Source organism: Streptomyces sp. NPDC046759 (genome assembly GCF_040645475.1).
Taxonomy (GTDB): Bacteria; Actinomycetota; Actinomycetes; order Streptomycetales; family Streptomycetaceae; genus Streptomyces.
Map to the genome: position 1 here is coordinate 62,843 of NZ_JBEYYJ010000014.1, position 23,543 is coordinate 86,385.

The following is a 23,543-nucleotide window of genomic DNA, read 5'->3' on the forward strand; positions in this document are numbered from 1 at the left end:
GGGGTGGCGCGGATCGGGCCGGTGCGGAGGGGCGTGCGGTCCGGGCGGCCTCCCGGCGGCGGGGCGGACGGCGACGGGGGCGGCGGATCGCTATGGGGGAGAACAGGCTGGTTCAGGGCCGGTACCGGCTGCTCGACCTGATCGGGCGGGGCGGGATGGGCGAGGTGTGGCGGGCCAGGGACGAGTCCCTCGGCCGGCAGGTCGCGGTGAAGTGTCTCAAGCCGCTCGGGCCGTACCACGATCCCTCGCTCGCCCGCGTCCTGCGCGAGCGGTTCCGCCGCGAGGCCAGAGTGGCCGCCGGCCTCTCGCACCGCGGGGTGACCGTCGTGCACGACTTCGGCGAGTCCGACGGGGTCCCGTATCTCGTCATGGAGCTGCTGGACGGCCGCGACCTGAGCCGGCTGCTGCAGGACAACAAGGGGCATCCCCTGCCGGTGGACCAGGTGGAGGACATCGCGGCGCAGGTCGCCGCCGCCCTCGCCTACACCCACCGGCAGGGCGTCGTCCACCGCGACCTGAAACCGGCCAACATCGTGCGGCTGGCCGACGGCACCGTGAAGATCTGCGACTTCGGCATCGCCCGGCTCGGGCACGACATCGGCTTCACCGCCCGGCTGACCGGCACGGGCGTCGCCCTCGGCACCCCGCACTACATGTCCCCGGAGCAGATCGGCGGCAACCCGGTGGACCAGCGCAGCGACCTGTACTCGCTGGGCTGCGTACTCTACGAAATAGCCACCGGGGCACCGCCGTTCGACCTGGAGGACGCCTGGGCGATCCTCATCGGCCACCGCGACACCCCGCCCCGGCCCCCGCGCGAGCTGCGCACCGAGCTGCCCGGCCATCTCGAGGCCGCCATCCTCGACCTGCTGGCCAAGCGGCCCGAGCAACGGCCTGATGACGCGGGTGAGGTGGTCCGCCGGATCAGGGCCGGACGGACGACGAGCGGCTCCGTCCGTGCCGTTCGGACCCCGGACACGGGAGGCGGAACCCGCCTGCCGTCCTGGACCAGCGGCATGACCACGGGCCACAAGGCGCTCGGTGCCGGTCCGGGCGCGCTGCCTCCGGACGCGGGCGCGGCACTGTCGGCCCGGTGGGCGGCAGCGCCCCGGGGGGGTGCGGGGCCGGATCCGGCATGCGGCTCCCGCCGCGTGGGCGCGACCAGCCGCAACGGGCCCGCGGACGCTCGACGACCCGTTCTGCCTCCCCCCGCGGAGCTTCCCGGTCCGGGCGGTTCCGGCACCCTGGCCGGCCGCCACGAGGCGGCCTTCGCCCTCATCCGGGCCGGCCGGGTCGCCGAGGCGCTGGCCGCCTACACGGACCTCGCCGCGGCCAGGGCGCGTGTCCTCGGGCCCGACCACCCCGACACCCTGGCCGCCCGCCAGGAGACGGCCTACGCGCTGGGCCGGCTGGGCCGCCACTTCGAGGCCCACCAGGTCTACGCGGAGGTGCTGGCCGCCCGGGTGCGCACCATGGGTCCCGACCACCCCGACACCCTGCGCTGCCGCCACAACCTCGCCTGCACACTCGGCCGGCTCGGCCGCCTGGACGACGCCCGCCGTACGGCGCTGGAGGTGGCCGCCGCCCGGGCCCGGGTGCTCGGCCCCGAGCACCCCGACACCCTGGTCTCGCGCTGCGAAGTCGCCTACGCCCAGGGCCAGTCGGGCCACTGGGAGGAGGCGCTGCGCCTCTACCGCGAGGCCGCCGAGGCCAGGGCGCGTGTCCTGGGGCCGGACCATCCCGACACCCTGGCCGCCCGCTACGAGACCGCACTCAGCCTCGGCCGCCTCGGCCGCAGCGCGGACGCCCTGAACGTGTACCGGGCACTGATCACGGACCGCAGCCGCGTCCAGGGCCCCACGCATCCCGAGACCCTGCGCGCCCGCCACGGCCTCGGTGTCCACCTCGGCAGGCTCGGGCGCTGGGAGGAGGCCCTGGGCGAGGCGCGGGACGTGTGCCTGCTGCGCGAGCAGGTCCTGGGGCCCGCACATCTCGACACGCTCGTCAGCCGCCGCGAGGTCGCGGTGGCCCTCGGCTGGCTGGGCCGCTGGGCGGAAGCCCTCACCGAGTACCGGCGGACAGCCGCCACCCGCGAGCAGGTCCTCGGCTGGGACCACCCCGACACCCTGTCCGCGCGGGGTGACGAGGCGCACTGCCTGGAGCGGCTCGGCCGGGGCACCGAGGCCGGTGAGCTGTACCGCAGAGTGGCGGTGGTCCGCAGGCGGCTCGCACCCGGCGGAGCCTGACCCCGGCCGGGGCACACCTCTGGCCGCCGTGGATCATCACGTGTTACGAAGGACCATGCCTGCCAACGAGCACACCCGCACCTACGACGCCGTCATCGTCGGCGGTGGACACAACGGCCTGGTCGCCGCCGCCTACCTGGCCCGCGCCGGCCGCTCGGTGCTGGTGCTGGAACGGCTGGACCACACCGGTGGCGCCGCCGTCTCCACCCGCCCCTTCGCCGGCGTCGACGCCCGGCTGTCGCGCTACTCCTACCTGGTGAGCCTGCTGCCGCAGAAGATCGTGCGCGACCTGGCGCTGGACTTCCGGGTCCGCGCCCGCACCATCTCCTCGTACACCCCGGTGGAGCGGGCCGAAAGGCCCACGGGACTGCTCGTCGGCGGCGGTGAGCAGCGCACCCGGGACGCCTTCGCCCGGCTGACCGGAGGCGACGGCGAGTACACGGCCTGGAAGCGCTTCTACGGCATGACCACGCGCGTCGCCGAGCGGGTCTTCCCGACGCTCACCGAACCCCTGCCGACCCGGGAGGAGCTGCGCCGGCGCATCGACGACGAGAGCGCCTGGCGGGCGCTGTTCGAGGAGCCGATCGGCGTCGCCGTGGAGGAGAACTTCGCGGACGACCTGGTCCGGGGCGTGGTCCTCACCGACGCCCTGATCGGCACCTTCGCCGACGCCCACGACCCCTCCCTCACCCAGAACCGCTGCTTCCTGTACCACGTCATCGGCGGCGGCACCGGCGCCTGGGACGTGCCCGTCGGCGGCATGGGCGCCCTCACCGACGCCCTGGCCGCCGCCGCCCGCTCGGCCGGCGCCGTCGTCGCGACCGGGCACGAGGCGGTCCGCATCGCCACCGACGGGCACACCGCCGAGGTCACCTACCGCACCGCCGACGGCGAGGGAATCGCCGCCGCCCGGCACGTCCTGGTGAACGCCTCCCCCCAGGACCTCGCCGTGCTCACCGGCGACGCGGCGCCCGAGCCGGCCGAGGGGGCCCAGCTCAAGGTCAACATGCTGCTCACCCGGCTGCCGAAGCTGCGCGACCCGGACGTCGACCCGCGTGAGGCCTTCGCCGGCACCTTCCACATCGCCGAGGGCTACCGGCAGCTCGCCACCGCCCACGCCCAGGCCGCCGCCGGTGAACTCCCCGCCACGCCGCCCTCGGAGATCTACTGCCACTCCCTGACCGACCCCACCATCCTCGGCCCCGACCTCGCCGAACGCGGCTACCAGACGCTCACCCTGTTCGGCCTGCACACCCCGGCCCGGCTCTTCGACCGGGACAACGACGGCGTGCGCGGGGAACTGCTGAAATCCACCCTCGCCCAGCTCGACGCCCACCTCGCCGAGCCCCTCGCCGACTGTCTGGCCACCGACGCCGACGGCCGCCCGTGCATCGAGGCCAAGACCCCGCTCGACCTCGAGAGGGACCTGCGGCTGCCCGGCGGCAACATCTTCCACCGCGCCCTGTCCTGGCCCTACGCCCAGCAGGAGACGGGCCGTTGGGGAGTGGAGACCCGCCACCCGAACGTCCTGCTGTGCGGCGCGGGAGCGGTGCGCGGGGGAGGGGTGAGCGGGGTGCCGGGACACAACGCGGCGATGGCGGTGCTGGAAGCCACCTCATGAGGCCCGCACCCCAGTCGATCTGACGGAACGTCAGAAAACCTCTTCCGTCGTCCGGCCGGCTGCGGCATCCTGCGCCCATGCAGACGGAGCTGAGCAGGAAACTGGGAATCGAGCACGCCGTCTTCGGCTTCACGCCGTTCCCCGCCGTCGCCGCGGCCATCAGCCGGGCCGGCGGCTTCGGTGTGCTCGGCGCGGTCCGCTACACCACCCCCGACGACCTCAGACGCGACCTCGACTGGCTCGACGCACACGCCGGCGGCCGGCCCTACGGGCTGGACGTCGTCATGCCCGCGAAGAAGGTCGAGGGCGTGACGGAGGCGGACGTCGAGGCGATGATCCCCGAGGGGCACCGGCAGTTCGTGCGGGAGACCCTCGCCAAGCACGGGGTCCCGGAGCTGGCCGCGGGGGAGCCGTCCGGGTGGCGCATCACCGGCTGGATGGAACAGGTCGCGCGCACCCAGCTCGACGTGGCCTTCGACTACCCGATCAGGCTGCTGGCCAACGCCCTCGGCTCCCCGCCCGCGGACGTCGTAGCCCGCGCCCACGACCGCCGGGTGCTGGTCGCGGCGCTCGCGGGCAGCGCCCGGCACGCCCGCAAACACCGGCAGGCCGGCATCGACATCGTCGTCGCCCAGGGGTACGAGGCCGGTGGCCACACGGGTGAGATCGCCACCATGGTGCTCACGCCGGAAGTCGTCGAGGCGGTCCACCCGTTGCCCGTGCTGGCCGCCGGCGGCATCGGCAGCGGACAGCAGGTGGCGGCCGCGCTCACGCTCGGCGCGCAGGGCGTGTGGCTGGGCTCCGTCTGGCTGACCACCACGGAGGCCGACCTGCACGCGCCCGCCCTCACCCGCAAGCTGCTCGCCGCCGGGTCCGGCGACACCGTCCGCTCCCGTGCCCTCACGGGCAAACCCGCACGCCAGCTCCGTACCGAGTGGACCGACGCCTGGGACGACCCGGCCGGACCCGGCACCCTGCCCATGCCGCTGCAGGGCCTGCTGGTGGCCGAGGCGGTCTCCCGGATCCAGAAGTACGAGGTCGAGCCGTTGCTCGGTACGCCGGTCGGCCAGATCGTCGGCCGGATGAACAGCGAACGCAGCGTCCAGGCCGTCTTCGACGACCTCACCCGCGGCTTCGAGAAGGCCGTGGACCGCATCAACCGCATCGCCGGAAGGAGCGGCCAGTCGTGAGCACACCCCCCGCCGGATTCTGGGCGCAGGCCGCCCAGCAGCCCGACCGCACCGTCCTCGTCGCCCCCGACGGCGAGGAGTGGACCGCCGGACGGCTGAACGGCGCCGCCAACCGGCTCGTGCACGGGCTGCGTGCGGCCGGCCTGCAGCGCGGCGACGCCTTCGCCGCCGTCCTGCCGAACAGCGTCGAGTTCCTCACCGCCTACCTGGCCGCCACGCAGGCCGGCCTCTACCTGGTCCCGGTCAACCACCACCTCGTCGGCCCCGAGATCGCCTGGATCGTCGCCGACTCCGGCGCCAAGGTAATCATCGCCCACGAACGGTTCGCCGCCGCCGCACGCGCCGCCGCCGACGAGGCGGGACTCCCCGCCACCCACCGCTACGCGGTCGGCGCGGCCGACGGCTTCCGGCCGTACGCCGAATTCCTCGACGGACAACCGGTGTCCGTGCCCGGCGGCCGCGAGCTCGGCTGGGTCATGAACTACACCTCCGGCACGACGGGACGCCCACGCGGGATCCGCCGCCCGCTGCCCGGCAAGGCGCCCGAGGAGGCGTACCTGGGCGGCTTCCTCGGCATCTTCGGCATCAAGCCGTTCGACGACAACGTCCACCTGGTCTGCTCACCGCTGTACCACACGGCCGTCCTGCAGTTCGCGGGCGCGTCGCTGCACATCGGGCACCGTCTGGTGCTCATGGACAAGTGGACCCCGGAGGAGATGCTCCGCCTCGTCGACACCCACCGGTGCACGCACACCCACATGGTCCCCACCCAGTTCCACCGCCTGCTCGCCCTCCCCGGCGAGGTGAAGGCGCGGTACGACGTGTCGTCCATGCGGCACGCCATCCACGGCGCCGCGCCCTGCCCGGACCACGTCAAGCGAGCCATGATCGACTGGTGGGGGCACTGCGTGGAGGAGTACTACGCGGCCAGCGAGGGCGGCGGTGCCTTCGCCACCGCCGAGGACTGGCTGAAGAAGCCCGGCACCGTCGGCAGGGCGTGGCCCATCAGCGAGCTCGCGGTCTTCGACGACGACGGCAACCGGCTCCCGCCCGGCCAACTCGGCACGGTCTACATGAAGATGAACACGGGCGGCTTCTCCTACCACAAGGACGAGGCCAAGACCCGCAAGAACCGCATCGGCGACTTCTTCACCGTCGGCGACCTCGGCTACCTGGACGAGGACGGTTATCTGTTCCTCCGCGACCGCAAGATCGACATGATCATCTCCGGCGGGGTGAACATCTACCCGGCCGAGATCGAGTCCGTGCTGCTCTCCCATCCGGCCGTCGCCGACGCCGCCGCCTTCGGCATCCCGCACGACGACTGGGGCGAGGAGGTCAAGGCCGTGGTCGAACCCGTCCCCGGCCACCAGACCGGCCCGGATCTGGCCGCGGCCCTCCTCGCGCACTGCGCCGAGCGGCTCGCCGGCTACAAACGCCCCAGGAGCGTCGACTTCATCGCCGAGATGCCCCGCGACCCCAACGGCAAGCTGTACAAGCGGCGGTTGCGGGATCCGTACTGGGAGGGCCGGACGCGGCCGGTGTGAGCGAAGGGCGTGACGCGGCAGGCCCACGGCTTCACGGGCGACGGCGAGGACGGCTCTCCAGGAACGGGGCGAGACCGGCGGCGTCCGTGCCGATCTTGCGGTAGACGCTGGACAGCAGCTGCCGCACGCCCTGCTCAGTGAGGTGCAGCTCCTTGGCGATGACCGCCACCGGGTGCCCCCGGACGGTCAGTTCGGCGGTACGGCGTTCCTGAGCGGTCAGGGTGTCGGCCTGCGCATAGCGCAGCGGCAGCGGGCGCAACCCGGCCGCCGAGAGTTCCGCCCTGGCCCGGGCGGCGAGCGCCTCGGCCCCGCAATGGACGGCGCCTTCGAGGCCCTGGTACAGCCGATCGGCGGCCTCCTGCAGCCGTCCGTTGCGGGACAGTGCGGCGCCATGGCCGATCTGGGCGCGGGCGAGCTCGTAGGCGGCGGGCGACTGGCCCAGCTGGTCCACGGCCTCCGCGTACAGATCGAGCGTCGCCGGCCCGCCGGTCACCTCGGCGAGGGTGTGCAGTGCCTGGCCGGTGATCGAGGCGGCGCCGAAGTGCCGGGCGCGCCGCACCGCCTCCTGGGCGTGGCGGATGGCCGCTTCCGGGTCGGTGGGAGTGAGCGCGGAGGCGAGCCGCAGCTGCCACGGACACCAGGCCGGGTTCCGCCAGGCCCGGCTGTCCAGCCAGTCCCCGACCGAGGACAGCAGCGGGGCCGCCTCGGCGTGCCGCCCCTCCGCCAGGAGCAGTTCCGCGTACACGGTGCGCGGGTCGGGATAGATGACGGCGTTCGGAGCCGTCGCGCCGAAGCGGTGCTCGTCGGCGAGTACGCGCGCCTCGGCGATCCGCCCACGGGCCAGCAGGATCTGGATCAGGATGCCGACGCCGTACCACTGGGCGGCCACGACCCCCTCCACCCTGTCGGCGATGCGCAGGCCTTCCCGGACCAGATCCTCGGCTTCCGCCAGGCAGCCGCGGTGGTAGCGGACGTAGCCGGCGATGGTCTGGCCGAATGCCAGGTGGGAGCCGTGCCAGCCCTTGCGCGTGCACTCGGCGATGCCCTTCTCGAACAACTCCTCGGCCCGACGCGGCTGGTCGCCGTACATGAACACCAGCGCGACCGAAAGGGGCACCTCGAAGCCCCGGTTCTCGTCGGTCCAGCTCATGCCGCCTCGGAGGGACTTCTCCGCGTAGGTGAGGGCGGTCTGTCGCGGCTCGCCGCGCAGCACGGCGTCCCAGGCCCGCAGTCCCAGGATGTAGCGCTCCTCCAGGCTGCGACCGGGCAGCTGCGCGGCGAGCCGCGCCAGTGTCCGGGAGCGGGCGGGCGAGTCGGGATCGTCGGCGCGCATCGTGCTCCAGACGAACTGATCCGCCTGCATGCGCAGTTTGACGCGCGGGTTCGTGGCCTGCCGTGCCTCCTCGGCGGCCACGGTCACGGCCTCGGCCAGCTGGTCGGTATGGGCCAGCGCCGTCGTCAGCCGGTAGACGATGGAGGCGCGCAGATCGGGGTCGACATCGGGTTCGGCCAGCGCCTGGCGGAGATACCGCACGGTGGCCGTGGGCTCGATCAGGAACGTGGCGCAGGCGAGCTCGTGCAGGACCGCGGCACGGTCCTCCGGAAGGGGAGGCTCCTGCAGCGCACGGGTCAGCAGCCGCCGGGCGGCCTCGGTGGCCCCGGCGCGAAGGTACTCGCGAGCGGCCTCGCGCAGACACTCGACCGTCTCGGGACTGCCCTCGCAGGGCACCTCCAGCAGATGCCGGGCGGCGACGGTGGGGCCGTATCCCGCGGTGAGGACGGCCACCGCGGCCGCGTTGTGCAGCCCGGCCCGGAAACCGGTGCGGATGGACCGGTAGATCGTCGTGGCGATCAGCGGGTGAACGAACTCGAGCTCGCCCTCGGGCCCATGGCCGTCGGCGAGGATCCGGGCCGCGCGCAACTGCTGGGTCGCCTCGGCGGTGGCCTCGTCGCCGAGCACCGCGATGGTCGCGGCGAGCTGTGGCGGGAAGGGCGAACCCAGTACGGCCGCGGTGTGTGCGAAGCGAACGGTCGCGGTGCCGAGCCGTTCCAGACGCTCGATCAGTCCCGGGCCCTTGATCGCCGCGGCGAGCTCACGCATCGCGGGCAGCTCGTCCTGGGTGCCGCTCAGTTTCCGTTCGGCGAGCCCGATGGCGAGCTCCACCGTCTCGAAGGGGCTTCCGCCGGTGGCCGACCAGCATTCCTTGCAGAACACGTCCTCGGCCGACGCCCCGACTTCCTTCCGGATGATCTGCCTCACGCCCTCCACGGTCAGATGAGCGAGGTCGCGCGGGCGGTCTCCGTGACGTCCGACGAGCGCGCGGAGTCCGTCCGCCTCGGGCGGCAATTCGTCGGGCCGGTAGGAGACCACGACGAGCAGGGGAAGATCATCGACGCGGGACGCGAAGGAGACGAACCAGCTCAGGGATTCGGCGTCCGCCCAGTGCAGGTCGTCCAGGAACAGGACGACGGGCGCCTTCTTCATGGTGAGGCGCGTCATGACCCAGTCGAGACCCTCGCGCACCCCGGTCGGGTCCGGTGCGGGGGCGGGGCCCCTGGCTTCGAGGCCGAGCACGGCGGCCATGACGTCGTACCAGCTTCCCAGGAAGGCGCGGAGCTCCGCCCCCTCCATCCTCGCCAGCAAGGGCTGCACCAACTGGCGCACCACACGGAACGCCGACCCCTGTTCCTTCTCCCCGCCTCGGCCCGACAGCACGGTGAATCCGGCTGCCGCGGCCCGGTCACGTGCTTCCGTGATGAGTGCCGTCTTGCCCAGTCCCGCCGGTCCGCTGAAGGCGAGCAGCCCCCTGCGCCTGGCTCGCGGCACGCCATCCGTGGTGCGTCGCAGCTCCCGGAACGCGGCGTCGAGGGCCTGGAGTTCGCCTCGGCGCTCGATCAATGTCCGTTGCTCCGGGACCGGGTGCCGCGGCTCCGTCGCCATGTGCCGTACCGCCTTCTGTCGCTCGGCTCGGGAGCCGAGCGTACGCCCCATCCAGGTGAGGAAGGCCGGATTGGGCCCCATAGGGTGAATCACGAAGTGCCGGTGGGAGAATGTCCGCCCATGGGGTAGAACCCAGGGATGGACACCTCCCGGTGGCGCTGTCACCGGAGCATCCCAGGAGGCCTACGGCACGGCAGGCACCGATGCCACATCCGCGTAGCGAGGCACGGTGCGGGACCAGTCGTAGCACCCGCGGATCCAGCCGATCATGCCCTCCACGTAACCGGCGGCCGCGGGGCTCAACTCCGGTTCGATCTGCTCGTGGAGCTGCTGGAACTCCTCGATCGTGTCGTTGATCTGCCGGACGGCCAGGAGGACGGCGGCCTGCAGAGAGCACCGCTGTTCGCGCTGGTGGGCCAGGGCCAGGTTGATCACCTCGCCGGCGCGCTGTTCCTTCACCGCGGAGAACAGGTCGGCCGTCCACACCGCGGCGTCGGCCGACAGGCGGCTCAGTCGCCGCAGGCCGGGATGGTGGACCTCGGCAGCGGTCAATTCGCGTGGCTGGGCGGCCTCGTACAAGGGGTAGAACGGCTCGACGCCCGCGGTCAGCGACCGTATCGAGGTGCAGTCCCCGGTCCGCAGGAGGCGGGGCTGGGTCTGGGCCACCGCTTCGTACAGCAGGCCGTGTACGTATTCACGGCTCTTCCAGGCCCACCGCGCGGCCTGCGCGGGTGTGCTCCGTTCCCGTACCTGCCGGTGGAGATCGGCCAGGGCCGCTCCCAGCGGAGTGCTGGGCCTCCGGCCGTCCCGCAGGATCTCGACGCTCTCGCACAGCATGGGCAGCAGCCTGTCCGGAGAGCGCCGGCCGACGTCCTCCGCGAGGTCGTCGAAGATGAACTGATAGGCGATCTGGTGGGCCACGATGTGCAGCAGACCGGCATCGACGGTGGGACTGGTGCAGCGCGCGAGTTCGGCGGGGCGCGTGCGGGCGATCATCGCGGGCACACCCGGTCCGCCGGTCAGTCCCCACTTTCCCAGCCATGCATCGACTTCGGCCGCCATTCCCGACCCACAGGGGTTGCGACGGAACGGGAAAGGCATGTGGAGGTTGGCGTCGATCAGGTCCCGGAGGCTGGAGACCGGCATCCCGTCGGGTGGGCCCAGCGTGATTTCCTCATGTGTGGTCGACAACGTGGTCACCCGCCGTTCGGGAATCCGACGCGCGAGGCGCGGCCGCTGCTTGTGGACGGGCCTCGCAGGCCATGATCAGCGCACGCGGCCCCATGGTGATCCCGGGGCGCGGCGGCCGTTCGACGTACCCCGGCAGATGACGCAGCCGCCAGTGGCCGGCGATGGTCGCCAGCGCCAGGACGGCCTCCACCGTGGCGAACTCGTCACCGAGGCATTTACGGCTGCCCGCGGAGAACGGCATCATCGCGCGGCGCTGCGCGACGGCGGGCACCCCCGGCAGCCAGCGGTCCGGGTCGAAGCGCTCGGGGTCGGGGAACGACGCGGGATCGTGGTGCAGGAGGTAAGGGCTGTACAGGATGGTGGCCCCCGCGGGCAGACGGCACCCGGCGAGTTCCGTCTCCCTGGTGGCCACGCGGGTGAAGAGCCAGCCGGGGGACGAGTGGCGCAGCGTCTCGGAGACGACGCAGCGGGTGTACACGAGGTGCGGCAGGTCGTCGGGACCGGGCCGTCGGCCTCCGGCGAGGACGGAGTCGAGCTCGGCGTGCAGGCGGCGCTCCGCCTCCGGATGACGGGCCAGCAGGCTGAAGGCGCCGGCCAGGCACAGTGCCTGCGTCTCGGCGCCCGTGAGCAGCAGCGTGATCAGGTGGTCGTGGACCTCCTGGTCGGTGATGGCCGGTGCCCCGCCGTCGCCGCGCGCGGCCGCCAGCAGGGTCCCCAGCACGTCGTCGCGGTCGGCACCCCGGCGCCGCTGCGCGATCGCCGCGTCGATGATCGCGTGCAGACGGGAGAGCGCGCGCCGGTACCGGCGGTTGGCGGGTGTGGGGAGGCGGAAGAGGACGTCGATCGGTACGACCGTGCGCACGAACAGGCCGCGGACGACGTCGGTGAGACAGTCCCGGACCTCTGCGGTCGTGGTGTCGTCCAGCGTGTCGGAGAGGAGGACCCGGCTGATCACACGTGTCGAAAGCGCCATCATCGCCTCGGTGACGGGAACCGCCTGCCCCACCGGCCACGCCCGGCACACCGACTCGGCCTCTTCGGTGACGAGGTCCGCGTAGGCGGTGACGTGGGAGGGACGGAAGGCGGGTTGGAGCAGCCTGCGCTTGTCCCGGTGCGCCGGCTGGCGGCAGGTGACGAGACCGTCCCCCATCAGCTTCCCGAGCCTGTCGTACAGCGGTCCACCCTTGTCGAAGGTGCGCGGATCCATGAGTACCTCGTGGGCCAGCTCCGGGTGGCACACCATCCAGGCGCGCTGGGGGCCCAGCCGTATCTCGACCAGGTCCCCGTGCGCGGGCAAAGAACTCAGAAACGCCAGCGGCCGACGGTAGAAGGCGATACCGTGGCCGAGGAGTGGGAATATGCCGGGAGCAGTACCTGTCGTCCACGTTCGTTCTTGTTCAGCCACAGCACGGCTCATGGATACCTCCTGCTCGATGTGACGCTTACATGGGTGCATCTGCGGTGCATCTGCTTCGGACGTGATCTCAACATGTCCTGCCCAAGTTCATCGTTGCTCGGTGTCCAAAAACCTTTCTCCACAGGGGCGCACGGAAGCACGCGGAAGCAGAAGTCGTATGCGCCGAACGATTGTTGCCGCCCCTCGTGCTTGACCTCTCTCCCCGCCCGACCGAGGATCATGAGTCATGACGCAGGGACACGGCAGCACGGTCGACGGGGTGCTGCGGCGCAGCGCCCGACGCACCCCGGCGCGGGTCGCGGTGGAGTACGGCGCGCGCAGCTGGACGTACGAGGAGCTCGACGCCGCCGTCTCCCGCGCGGCCTCCGTGCTGCTCGCGCAGGGCCTCGCCCCCGGCGACCGGGTCGCCGCCTTCGGGCACAACTCCGACGCCTACCTGATCGCCTTCCTCGCCTGCGCCCGGGCGGGCCTGGTGCACGTGCCGGTCAACCAGAACCTCGCCGGCGACGACCTGGCGTACCTCGTCGGCCAGTCCGGAAGCACCCTGGTCCTCGCCGACCCGGCGCTCGTCGGCCGACTCCCCGACGGCGTACGGGTGCTGCCGCTCAGGGACGGTGAGGACTCGCTCCTCGGCCGGCTTGCGCACGCTGCGCCGTACGACGGTCCCGAGCCCCGCACCGAGGACCTGGTGCAGCTGCTGTACACCTCCGGTACGACCGCCCTGCCCAAGGGCGCGATGATGACCCACCGGGCCCTGGTGCACGAGTATCTGAGCGCGATCACCGCCCTGGACCTGAGCGCCGGCGACCTTCCGGCGCACGCGCTGCCGCTGTACCACTCGGCCCAGATGCATGTGTTCCTGCTGCCCTACCTCGCCGTCGGGGCCACCAACGTCATCCTGGACGGGCCCGACGGGGACCGGCTGTTCGACCTGATCGAGGCCGGCCGCGTGGACAGCCTGTTCGCGCCGCCCACGGTGTGGATCGGCCTGGCCAACCGGCCCGACTTCGCCACCCGCGACCTCGAAGGACTGCGCAAGGCGTACTACGGCGCGTCGATCATGCCCGTGCCCGTCCTGCAGCGGCTGCGGGAAAGCCTGCCGCGGCTCGCCTTCTACAACTGCTTCGGGCAGAGCGAGATCGGCCCGCTGGCCACGGTGCTGGGCCCCGACGAGCACGAGGGCCGGCTGGACTCCTGCGGCCGGACGGTGCTGTTCGTGGACGCCAGGATCGTGGACGACCGGGGCGAGGACGTGCCCGACGGCACGCCCGGCGAGATCGTCTACCGCTCACCGCAGTTGTGCGAGGGCTACTGGGACAAGCCGCAGGAGAGCGCCGAGGCCTTCCGGGACGGCTGGTTCCACTCCGGCGACCTCGCGGTGCGTGACGCCGACGGCTACTTCACGATCGTGGACCGGGTGAAGGACGTCATCAACTCCGGCGGTGTCCTGGTGGCGTCACGCCAGGTGGAGGACGCCCTGTACACCCATGAGTGCGTCGCCGAGGCCGCCGTGGTCGGACTGCCGGACGAGCGGTGGATCGAGGCCGTCACGGCGATCGTCGTCCCGCGCGGCGAGGTGACCGAGGACCAGCTCATCACGCATGTGAAGGAGAAGCTCGCGCCCTTCAAGGCCCCCAAGCGGGTGCTGTTCGTCGACGAGTTGCCGCGCAACGCCAGCGGGAAGATCCTCAAGCGCGAGCTGAGAGACCGCTTCAGCGGCTAGCCGAGCCCTTCGCGGGCAGCAGCGCGTCGGCCAGCGCCCGCCAGTGCGGCAGCGCCGAACCGCCCGGCTGCACCCCGATCACCTGCACGGCCACGTGGTCGGCGCCCGCGTCCACGTGCCCGTGCAGCTTGCGGGCGACCGTGTCCGGGTCGCCCCAGAAGACGAGGTCGTCCACGAACCGGTCGCTGCCGCCGCCGGAGAGGTCGGCATCGGTGTAGCCGAGCCGGCGGAACTTGGCGACGTTGTACGGGGTTCCGAGGTAGCCGTGCAGGTGCTCGCGCGCCAGGGAGCGGGCCCGGACCGGATCGGTCTCGAACAGCACGGCATGCTCGGCGGCCAGGAAGGCCTCCGGCCCTAGGATCTCCCGCGCCTGTGCGGTGTGGGCCGTGTTCACGTGGTAGGTCTGGGCGCCTGCGGCGCGTTCGCGGGCCAGCTCCAGCATCTTGGGGCCGTATGCGGCCAGCAGGCGCCGTACCGGCTCTGCCGGGAGGGGGCCGGGAGTGTCCATGGCGTCCAGCTCGTCGAGGTACGCGGCCATCGCGGCGAGGGGCTTGACCCCCGGGCGCGGCTGCCCGCCGAAGCCCAGACCGAGCACGTGCCGTCCCGGGTAGGCGTCCGCGAGCAGCAGAGCGGCTCCGTGCGTCCAGCGGGCCTCCCGGGACCAGATCCGCGCGATGCCGTTCACGACGCTGAGCCGTCGCGTGGAAGCGAGCAGATAGCCGGCGTGCGTGAACGCGTCCCGCCCGAGCAACTCGGGGATCCACACGGCTCGCCAGCCCAGGTCCTCCAGCTCCTGGACGGAGTCCCGGACGAGCCCGGCCGGCTGGTGCTCGAAGTCGAAGGTGTAGATCCCGAACGTACCGAGGTCCAGGTCGTTCTTCCCGGTCATGGTGTCGCTCCCCGTGCGTCGGTTCGATGCGATGATTCGGAATATCGCAGATTGACGATATGAGTGCAAGCGGTGGTCGACCCCGGCAGTGCCCGTGGTCAGGACGTCCGGGCTAGAGGGTCTGCGCCAGCTCCCTGACCAGATCGGCGATGCGCTGTTCGTCCCGCTTGTAGTGGGTCCACTTGCCCACGCGCGTCGCCCGGACCAGACCCGCGCGCTGGAGTTCCGCCAGGTAGGCCGACACGGTCGACTGCGCCAGTCCCGCCTTGGCCTGGATGTGGCTCACGCACACACCGACCTCGGCCGGATCGGCGATGGCCGCCTCCATCGGGAAGTGCCGCTCGGGCTCGCGCAGCCAGCGAAGCATCTGCAGCCGCATCGGATTGGACAGCGCCCGCAGCGCGTTGACCAGGTCGGGGTCCGGGATGGGGGCGGCGTCCGTCATGCCTCCGGAGTATAGGCACCCGGCGACGTTTCGGGGTACGTCGATACGATCCGGGGGTCGGCCCGCGTCCTCGGGCACAGGTCCACGATCCCGTGGTGCGCCGGGTACCGGTCGCCGGCGTGACGCGCGGGACCGATGAGCAGGGTCTGCGGCGGTCTGCGGCGATCAGCCCGGTTGCGGGCCGAAGGCCTTCAGGAACCGGTCCCGGAAGCTGTCCATCGGCCAGACGGGGGCGTTCGCCGCGGGCTTCAGGCCCTCCGTCCAGCCCCAGCCGGAGATCCGGTCCAGCACCTTGGGATCGTGGGCGACGACGGTGACCGGGACGTCCCTGCGGGGGCTGTTCCCGGTGACGGTCGGCACCGGCTGGTGGTCGCCCAGGAAGACCAGGACGGTGTTCTGGTTGCCGTAGCGCCGCAGCCATCCGACGAGACTGTTCAGCGAGTACTCGATGGAGGTGCGGTACTCGGCGCGCACGCTCTCCGGGCTCTGCCAGACGTCGCTCTCCGACTTGCCCGCACGCCTGATCCGCTGGAAGACCGAGCCGTCGCCCAGTTTCGCCCAGTCGACCGTGCGGGGCAACGGTGCCCAGGGATAGTGGCTGGAGGTGAGGATGATCTCCGCCATGAGCGGGCCCCGGCCCCGCCTCCCGAACTCCCGCCGCTGGAACGTCTGCAGGGTGAACTGGTCCGGCACCTGCGACCAGCCGAAGTCCGGGCCGTGATAGTCGAGGTGGTGGCCGTCGTAGATGTGGTCGAGGCCGAAGAAGCGGCCCTCCGGCCAGGCCACCAGCACCCCCGGCACGACCCCGACCGTGCGCCAGGCGCCGGTCCTGCGGAACGCCCCGGTGAGGGTGGTGCGGTCGCTGGAGGTGAGGGTGCGGAAGCGCTGCTGGTTGCTGATCCACAGCCCGGACAGGAACGTCGAGTGGGCCAGCCAACTGCCGCCACCGGTCACCGGCGAGCGCAGCCAGCCGCTGCGTGCCCGGAATCCGGTGGCCTCGAGGGTGTCGTTGCCCGCCTTCAGGACCGCGTCGATCCGCGGGGCCATCGCGGGATCCTCGATCGCCGAGCGGCCGTAACTCTCGACGAAGGTGAACAGCACGTCCTTGCCGCGCAGGCCGGTCAGCAACCGGTCGCGCGGCGTGCGGGCGAAGGCGTCGTGGGCGGCCTGGCGCCGGAAGAGCCGGGCGTCCGCGAGGGAGGCGCGGACCTGTTTGGCGCGGTCGCCGAGGAGGTCCGCGTCGAGGGTCGAGGCGACGGACGCGCCGCCGGTCTGCAGGCCGAGCACGACACATGTGACCCATGCGGTGCTCAGTGCCAGGACTGCCCCGACGGCGCGGGCGCGGTGCCGGGCCAGCAGGGCGGCCAGCCGGACCGTCGCACCCGCGGTCAGGGCGGGGACCACGACCGCCAGCAGCACGGCACCTGCGATGGCGAACAGCTCGCCGGTGCGGCCGGAGGTCTCCCGCAGATAGTCGGCCGTGTTGCCCAGCAGACCCCAGTCCAGCACCGGGTCGAAGGGGCGGTACAACACCGTGTAGAAGCCGATGTCCAGGCATTTGAGCAATGTGACCAGCCCGATCAGCACGCCGATGGCCACCGCACCGGCCCGCCTCGCCCGGGGCGGGAGCACCAGCAGCACGGCGGCGACGAGGATGCCCTCGGCCGGCAGCCGTACGAACGCGGCCGGGCCGAGACTGTCCGGCTGGTCCGGCAGCAGCAGCGCCACGACCAGCAGGGCGACGGCGAGCACGCCCGAGCCCACGACCACACACCGCGCGATGCGAGCACGCCTGCCGGTCGGCCGGGCCTCGGCGACGAGGTCCCGCGGGAAGCGGGCACGCCTGTCGGTCGCCCGGGCCTCGGCGACGAGCTCCTGGACGATGCGGGTGCGCCTGCCGGTCGGCCGGACCTTTGCGGCGAGGTCCCGCGCGATGCGAGCGAGCCCGCCGAGTGGGCCGGTCACGGGGTTGGGCCCCCGCGCGACTCGGGCCCGCTCCCTGGGCCGACCGGATGCCGCGGGTGCGTCCGCCTTCCGAGCAGCGCAAGCGCCGCCTTCCCCCGACCCACCTGGGCTCCCCGTCCGGACCGGCCTGGCGAACCCCGGGGTTCCGGTGGGCTGGGTAGGTGCCTCGCCCCCGGTCGGTCCGGCAGGCGCCCGGCTTCCGGCTGGCCGGGCAGGCCCCCCGTTTCCGGCTGGCCCGGCAGGTGCCTCGTTCCCGGTGGGCCGGGCAGGTGCCTCGCCCTCGGTCGGCCCGGCAGGCCCCCGGCTTCCGGCTGGCCGGGCAGGCGCCCCACCCCCCGTCCGTCCGGTGGGACCCCCGGCGTCCGTCGGCTCGTTGTTCGTCTCGTCTGCGCTGCCCGGCAGGTGACTAGGCGTGTGGTGAGACACCCGTGATCCTTCCGTGCGTGACCGGTGCCGGTCCGTAGGGCCGGGATCGCGTCGCTCGTCCGACCGACAGTCACCCAACGTAGTCGAGAGATGCCGATCGTGCGCACGGAGTGGTCCTGCTGGGTGGTGGGGCGGCGGGAGGCCCCCCGGTCGCTACCGCCGGTCGGCCGCCACCGCCACCTCCCGCGCCCACCGGTAGTCGGCCTTCCCGCTCGGCGACCGCTGGATGGAGTCGGTGACCACCAGCTGACGGGGCACCTTGTAGCCGGCCAGCCGGGTGCGGCAGTGGTGCTGGATGTCGGCCAGCGAGGGATGCGACGCGCCCTCGCGCAGCTGCACCACGGCTGCCACATGGTTGCCCCAGGTCGCGTCCGGGACCCCGGCGACCAGCGCGTCGTACACATCCGGATGTGCCTTGAGCGCCTGCTCGACCTCCTCCGGATAGACCTTCTCCCCGCCCGTGTTGATGCACTGCGAGCCCCGGCCGAGGACGGTGACGACGCCGTCCTCGTCGACCGTCGCCATGTCGCCGAGCAGCACCCAGCGCTCGCCGTCCTTCTCGAAGAAGGTCTCGGCGGTCTTCCGCGCGTCGTTGTAGTAGCCGAGCGGGACGTGCCCGCACTGGGCGACCCGGCCGATCTCGCCCACGGCGACCGGCGCGTGCGTCACGGGATCCACCACACGCGTGCGGGAGTTGACCCTCAGGCGGAAGCCGCGCTCGGGACCCGAGTCCTCCGTCGCCGTCCCGTTGAAGCCCGACTCGGAGGAGCCGAAGTTGTTGAGCAGCACGGCGTTCGGCACCAGCTCGGCGAACTGCCGGCGCACCGTCTCCGACATGATCGCGCCCGACGAGGACACGCTGAACAGGGCCGAGCAGTCCGTGCCCTTCAGCGGCCCGCTCAGCGCGTCGATCAGCGGCCGGAGCATGGCGTCGCCGACCAGCGACATGCTGGTGACCCTCTCCTTCTCGACGGTCCGCAGCACCTCCTCCGGCACGAACTTGCGGTGCAGGACGACGCGTTGGCCGAAGTTGAAGCCGATGAACGCCGTGAGCGTGGACGTGCCGTGCATCAGCGGGGGAGTGGGGAAGAAGGTGATGCCGGAGCCGCCGGCGGCGACCCGCTCGGCCAGCTCCTGCGGTGTCTTCACCGGCACCCCGGTCGGCGCGCCGCCGCCCAGGCCCGCGAAGAAGAGGTCCTCCTGGCGCCACATCACACCCTTGGGCATGCCCGTCGTGCCGCCGGTGTAGATGATGAACTGGTCGTCCCCGGAGCGGGCCGGGAAGCCCCGCCCGGGCGAGCCGGCCGACTCGGCCCCGGCGAACGGCACCGCCCCGGGCACCGCGTCCGTCTCCGCGCCCACCCGCAGCAGATGCCGCAGCCGGGGCGCCCGCGGCAGCGCGCCCGTCACCCGGCCCGCGAACTCGGCGTCGAAGACCAGGGCGACCAGGTCGGCGTCCCGGTAGAGGTAGACCAACTCATCTTCCACGTAACGGTAGTTGACGTTGACCGGGACGATCCGCGCCTTGAGGCAGGCCAGTACCGTCTGCAGGTACTCGACGCCGTTGTACAGGTGCAGGCCCAGGTGTTCCCCGGGCCGTACCCCGCTGCCGAGGAGGTGGTGGGCGATGCGGTTGGCGGCCGCGTCCAGCTCCGCGTAGGTCAGGCGGCGCTCCGCACCGGTGCCGGGATGGTCGACGTACACGAGCGCCTCGCGGTCCGGGACCACGTCGACGACGGACTCGAACAGGTCGGCAAGGTTGTACTCCACCGCTCCTCCTGACCCCGCGCTCCGACGGGCAAAGGCGCCTCAGCCGGTTCGCCGGTCATCAGAGCAAAGCGCGCGGCAAGTGGGAAGGGCCCGCGCCAATAAATCTGACTGGGTGTCAGAAAACCCTTGAAGTGCTCCCCTGCCTCCTGCAACCTGTTCTCGTTCTCACCGAGGGGAGAAAGCCCATGAGCGGGACGGAACACCTCACCGTGCGGCGCGAGGGCGCCACACTGGTGCTCACGCTCAACCGGCCCGACGCCAGGAACGCGCTCTCGCTTCCGATGCTGGTCGGCCTGTACGACGGCTGGCTCGAGGCCGACGCCGACGACGACGTCCGCTCGATCGTGCTCACCGGGGCCGGCGGCTCCTTCTGTGCCGGCATGGACCTGAAGGCACTGGCCGGGAACGGCATGCTGGGGGAGCACTACCGCGACCGGCTCAAGGCCGACCCCGACCTGCACTGGAAGGCGATGCTGCGCCACCATCGCCCCCGCAAGCCGGTCGTCGCCGCCGTCGAGGGGTACTGCGTCGCGGGCGGCACCGAGATCCTCCAGGGCACCGACATCCGCATCGCGGGCGAGTCCGCGACCTTCGGCCTGTTCGAGGTCAGGCGCGGCCTGTTCCCGATCGGCGGCTCCACCGTCCGGCTGCAGCGCCAGATCCCGCGCACCCACGCCCTGGAGATGCTGCTCACCGGACGGCCGTACAGCGCCCAGGAGGCCGCCGGCATCGGGCTGATCGGCCATGTCGTCCCCGACGGCACCGCCCTCCGCAAGGCCCTGGAGATCGCGGAGCAGATCAACGCCTGCGGCCCGCTCGCCGTAGAGGCGGTGAAGGCGTCGGTCTACGAGACCGCCCAGATGACGGAGACCGACGGCCTCGCGGCCGAACTCGTGCGCGGCTGGCCGGTCTTCGACACCGCCGACGCCAAGGAAGGCGCCCGCGCCTTCGCGGAGAAGCGGCCCCCCGTCTACAAGCGAGCCTGAGCCGCCGAAGGAGTCCCCAGGATGCCCGAAGTCCTCAAAGCCCCCCTCGTCGTCGAGTTCCCCTTCACCCGCTCCCTGGGTCCCGTCCAGAGCGCCTTCCTCACCGGCCTGCGCGAACGCGTCGTCCTCGGGGTGCGGACCGGCGACGGACGGGTGCTCGTCCCGCCCGTGGAGTACGACCCCGTCACCGCCGAGGAGATCCGCGACCTGGTGGAGGTCGCCCCCACGGGCACGGTCACCACCTGGGCGTGGAACCACGAGCCGCGCCGTGGCCAGCCCCTCGTCACCCCCTTCGCCTGGGCCCTGGTCCGGCTCGACGGCGCCGACACGGCCCTGCTGCACGCCCTGGACGCGCCCGGCCCCGACGCCGTCCGCACCGGCATGCGGGTGCGCGTCCGCTGGGCCCGCGAGCGCACCGGCGCCATCACCGACATCGCCTGCTTCGAGCCGTACGACGGAGAACCAGGGCAACCGGACGGCCACACGGGTGAGTTCGGCGACCCGGTCACCGGGATCGTCGCCCCGGCCCGCCTCGACTACACCTACTCACCCGGCCGTGCGCAGTCCGCCTACATCGACGCCTTGTCCGGGCGGCGGACCGTCGGCGAACGCTGCCCTTCCTGCCGCAAGGTGTACGTCCCGCCGCGGGGCGCGTGCCCCACCTGCGGCGTGGCCACGGAGGAACGGGTCGAGGTGGGCCCCCGCGGCACGGTCACCACCTTCTGCATCGTGAACATCAAGGCGAAGAACCTCGACATCGAGGTCCCCTACGTCTACGCGCACATCGCCCTCGACGGCGCCGACCTCGCCCTGCACGCCCGGATCGGCGGCATCCCCTACGACCAGGTGCGCATGGGCCTGCGCGTCGAGCCCGTGTGGACCGAGGGCGCCCGCTACCCCGACCACTACCGGCCCACCGGCGAGCCCGACGCCGACTACGACACCTACAAGGAGCTGCTGTGACCCGGGAGATCGCGGTCGTCGCCTTCGCCCAGACCGACCACCGGCGCTCCACCGAGGAGTCCTCCGAGGTCGAGATGCTCATGCCGGTCCTCCACGAGGTGCTCGCGCAGACCGGCCTCAGGACCGCCGACATCGGCTTCACCTGCTCCGGCTCCAGCGACTACCTCGCCGGACGCGCCTTCTCCTTCACCCTCGCCCTGGACGGCGTCGGCGCCTGGCCGCCGATCTCCGAGTCGCACGTCGAGATGGACGGCGCCTGGGCGCTGTACGAGGCCTGGACCAAGCTGCTCACCGGCGACGCGGACACCGCGCTCGTGTACTCCTACGGCAAGTGCTCGCCCGGCTCGGTGCGGGATGTGCTGACCCGCCAGCTCGACCCGTACTACGTGGCGCCCCTGTGGCCCGACGCGGTGGCCCTCGCCGCGCTCCAGGCGCAGGCCCTCATCGACGCCGGCGGCACCGACGAACCCGCGCTCGCCGCCGTCGGCGCCCGCAGCCGGGCTGACGCGGAAGCCAACCCGCACGCCCAGCTCAAGGGCCTCGTACCGGACGGCGGCTACGTCGTACGGCCGCTGCGCACCGGCGACTGCCCGCCCGTCTCGGACGGTGCCGCCGCGGTGATCCTCGCCGCCGGGGACCGGGCCCGTGAGCTGTGCGCGCGGCCCGCCTGGATCCGGGGCATCGACCACCGCATCGAGGCGCACGGGCTCGGCGTCCGCGACCTCACCGACTCGCCCTCCGCCCGGCTGGCCGCCGAGCGGGCCGGCGCCTTCGAACGGCCGGCCGACACCGCCGAGTTGCACGCGCCGTTCAGCTCGCAGGAGGTGGTGCTGCGCAGGGCGCTCCGCCTCGGCGACGACGTCCGCGTCAATCCCTCCGGCGGGGCGCTGGCCGCCAACCCGGTCATGGCCGCCGGACTCATCCGCATCGGCGAGGCCGCCGCCCGCATCCACCGCGGGGCGTCCGACCGCGCCCTGGCCCACGCCACGTCCGGCCCGTGCCTGCAGCAGAACCTGGTCGCCGTACTCGAAGGGGATCCACGATGAGCAAGGAGCCCGTGGCCGTCGTAGGGATCGGCCAGACCAAGCACGTGGCCGCCCGCCGGGACGTCTCGATCGCCGGACTCGTCCGCGAAGCGGCCCGCAGGGCGCTGGAGGACGCGGAGCTGGCCTGGGCCGACATCGACGCGGTCGTCATCGGCAAGGCGCCCGACTTCTTCGAGGGCGTGATGATGCCCGAGCTGTACCTGGCCGACGCCCTCGGCGCCGTGGGCAAGCCCATGCTGCGGGTGCACACCGCCGGCTCGGTCGGCGGATCCACCGCGCTGGTGGCCGCCAACCTGGTCGCCGCCCGTGTCCACGGCACGGTCCTCACCCTCGCCTTCGAGAAACAGTCCGAGTCGAACGCGATGTGGGGCCTGTCCCTGCCCATTCCCTTCCAGCAGCCCCTGCTCGCCGGAGCGGGTGGCTTCTTCGCCCCCCATGTGCGCGCCTACATGCGGCGCAGCGGCGCCCCCGACACCGTCGGCGCGCTCGTCGCCCACAAGGACCGGCGCAACGCCCTGAAGAACCCCTACGCCCACCTCCACGAGCACGACATCACCCTGGAGAAGGTGATGGCGTCCCCCATGCTGTGGGACCCCATCCGCTACTCCGAGACCTGCCCGTCCTCCGACGGCGCCTGCGCGATGATCCTCACCGACCGGGCCGGCGCCGCGCGCGCCCCCCGCCCGCCCGCCTGGATGCTGGGCGGCGCGATGCGCAGCGAACCGACCCTGTTCGCGGGCAAGGACTTCGTCTCCCCGCAGGCCGGCAAGGACTGCGCCGCCGACGTCTACCGCCAGGCCGGCATCGCCGACCCGCGCCGGGACATCGACGCCGTCGAGATGTACGTGCCCTTCTCCTGGTACGAGCCCATGTGGCTGGAGAACCTGGGCTTCGCCGCCGAGGGCGAGGGCTGGAAGCTCACCGAGTCCGGGGTGACCGCACTCGACGGGGACCTGCCCGTCAACATGTCGGGCGGCGTGCTGTCCACCAACCCCATCGGCGCCTCCGGCATGATCCGCTTCGCCGAGGCGGCCCTCCAGGTCCGCGGCCAGGCCGGCGAACACCAGGTGGACGGCGCTCGCAGGGTGCTCGGGCACGCTTACGGCGGCGGCTCGCAGTTCTTCTCCATGTGGCTCGTGGGAGCGCTGCCGCCGGACTCCTGAAAGTCCTCCCCACG

The 23,543-nt window shown here is 72.4% G+C and carries 16 protein-coding genes; 9 read left to right on the forward strand and 7 right to left on the reverse strand.

Annotation, left to right across the window (positions count from 1 at the left end):
* Positions 1–92 precede the first annotated feature (92 nt).
* From ABZ919_RS20155 to ABZ919_RS20170, 4 genes are all read left to right on the forward strand, one after another.
* Positions 93–2,246, forward strand: coding sequence for a serine/threonine-protein kinase (locus ABZ919_RS20155; protein WP_361249393.1), 2,154 nt, complete (start codon positions 93–95; stop codon positions 2,244–2,246).
* A 55-nt stretch (positions 2,247–2,301) separates the two neighbouring features.
* Positions 2,302–3,867, forward strand: coding sequence for an NAD(P)/FAD-dependent oxidoreductase (locus ABZ919_RS20160; RefSeq protein ID WP_361249395.1), 1,566 nt, complete (start codon positions 2,302–2,304; stop codon positions 3,865–3,867).
* A 77-nt stretch (positions 3,868–3,944) separates the two neighbouring features.
* A complete protein-coding gene (locus tag ABZ919_RS20165) occupies positions 3,945–5,057 on the forward strand; it encodes a nitronate monooxygenase family protein (RefSeq protein WP_361249398.1) in 1,113 nt (370 codons plus the stop codon).
* Positions 5,054–6,604, forward strand: coding sequence for an acyl-CoA synthetase (locus ABZ919_RS20170; protein WP_361249401.1), 1,551 nt, complete (start codon positions 5,054–5,056; stop codon positions 6,602–6,604). Before ABZ919_RS20165 ends, ABZ919_RS20170 begins: the two co-directional genes overlap by 4 nt.
* A 31-nt stretch (positions 6,605–6,635) precedes the next feature.
* Here the strand turns inward: ABZ919_RS20170 and ABZ919_RS20175 are convergent, their stop codons facing one another.
* From ABZ919_RS20175 to ABZ919_RS20185, 3 genes are all read right to left on the reverse strand, one after another.
* Complete coding sequence (locus ABZ919_RS20175) at positions 6,636–9,545, reverse strand: AAA family ATPase (protein ID WP_361249748.1); 2,910 nt, start codon at positions 9,543–9,545, stop codon at positions 6,636–6,638.
* Positions 9,546–9,728: 183 nt separating this feature from the next.
* Positions 9,729–10,691: a (-)-alpha-amorphene synthase gene (locus tag ABZ919_RS20180; RefSeq protein WP_361249750.1), complete on the reverse strand. Its 963-nt coding sequence runs from the start codon at positions 10,689–10,691 to the stop codon at positions 9,729–9,731.
* Positions 10,692–10,719: 28 nt separating this feature from the next.
* Positions 10,720–12,153, reverse strand: a complete 1,434-nt coding sequence (locus tag ABZ919_RS20185) for a cytochrome P450 (protein WP_361249404.1) — start codon at positions 12,151–12,153, stop codon at positions 10,720–10,722.
* Between the two features lie 226 nt (positions 12,154–12,379).
* On the opposite strand from ABZ919_RS20185, the gene ABZ919_RS20190 reads away from it, so the two are divergent.
* Positions 12,380–13,876 carry an acyl-CoA synthetase gene (locus ABZ919_RS20190; protein ID WP_361249405.1) on the forward strand — a complete coding sequence of 499 codons (1,497 nt, stop codon included), beginning with the start codon at positions 12,380–12,382 and terminating at the stop codon, positions 13,874–13,876.
* Here the strand turns inward: ABZ919_RS20190 and ABZ919_RS20195 are convergent.
* The 4 genes from ABZ919_RS20195 to ABZ919_RS20210 form a co-directional block, all read right to left on the reverse strand.
* Complete coding sequence (locus ABZ919_RS20195; RefSeq protein WP_361249408.1) at positions 13,866–14,765, reverse strand: TIGR03620 family F420-dependent LLM class oxidoreductase; 900 nt, start codon at positions 14,763–14,765, stop codon at positions 13,866–13,868. The two genes, ABZ919_RS20190 and ABZ919_RS20195, sit on opposite strands and share 11 nt — an antisense overlap.
* Positions 14,766–14,877: 112 nt before the next feature.
* A complete protein-coding gene (locus ABZ919_RS20200) occupies positions 14,878–15,210 on the reverse strand; it encodes a metalloregulator ArsR/SmtB family transcription factor (RefSeq protein ID WP_361249409.1) in 333 nt (110 codons plus the stop codon).
* A 165-nt stretch (positions 15,211–15,375) separates the two neighbouring features.
* Positions 15,376–17,175: a sulfatase gene (locus ABZ919_RS20205; protein ID WP_361249412.1), complete on the reverse strand. Its 1,800-nt coding sequence runs from the start codon at positions 17,173–17,175 to the stop codon at positions 15,376–15,378.
* Positions 17,176–17,754: 579 nt separating this feature from the next.
* The gene (locus tag ABZ919_RS20210; RefSeq protein WP_361249415.1) at positions 17,755–19,371 is read right to left on the reverse strand and encodes an acyl-CoA synthetase; all 1,617 of its coding nucleotides are present in this window, start codon (positions 19,369–19,371) and stop codon (positions 17,755–17,757) included.
* A 185-nt stretch (positions 19,372–19,556) separates the two neighbouring features.
* Between ABZ919_RS20210 and ABZ919_RS20215 the strand changes: the two genes are divergently transcribed.
* The 4 genes from ABZ919_RS20215 to ABZ919_RS20230 are packed head-to-tail and all read left to right on the forward strand — an operon-like array spanning position 19,557 to position 23,529.
* On the forward strand, positions 19,557–20,357 hold the full coding sequence (locus ABZ919_RS20215; RefSeq protein WP_361249418.1) for a crotonase/enoyl-CoA hydratase family protein: 801 nt from the start codon (positions 19,557–19,559) through the stop codon (positions 20,355–20,357).
* Between the two features lie 21 nt (positions 20,358–20,378).
* Positions 20,379–21,320, forward strand: a complete 942-nt coding sequence (locus ABZ919_RS20220; RefSeq protein WP_361249421.1) for an OB-fold domain-containing protein — start codon at positions 20,379–20,381, stop codon at positions 21,318–21,320.
* Entirely contained in the window at positions 21,317–22,366 is a 1,050-nt protein-coding gene (locus tag ABZ919_RS20225; protein ID WP_361249424.1) for a thiolase domain-containing protein, read from the forward strand. The genes ABZ919_RS20220 and ABZ919_RS20225 overlap by 4 nt, the downstream gene beginning before the upstream one ends.
* Entirely contained in the window at positions 22,363–23,529 is a 1,167-nt protein-coding gene (locus tag ABZ919_RS20230; protein ID WP_361249426.1) for a thiolase domain-containing protein, read from the forward strand. Before ABZ919_RS20225 ends, ABZ919_RS20230 begins: the two co-directional genes overlap by 4 nt.
* Positions 23,530–23,543: the final 14 nt, after the last annotated feature.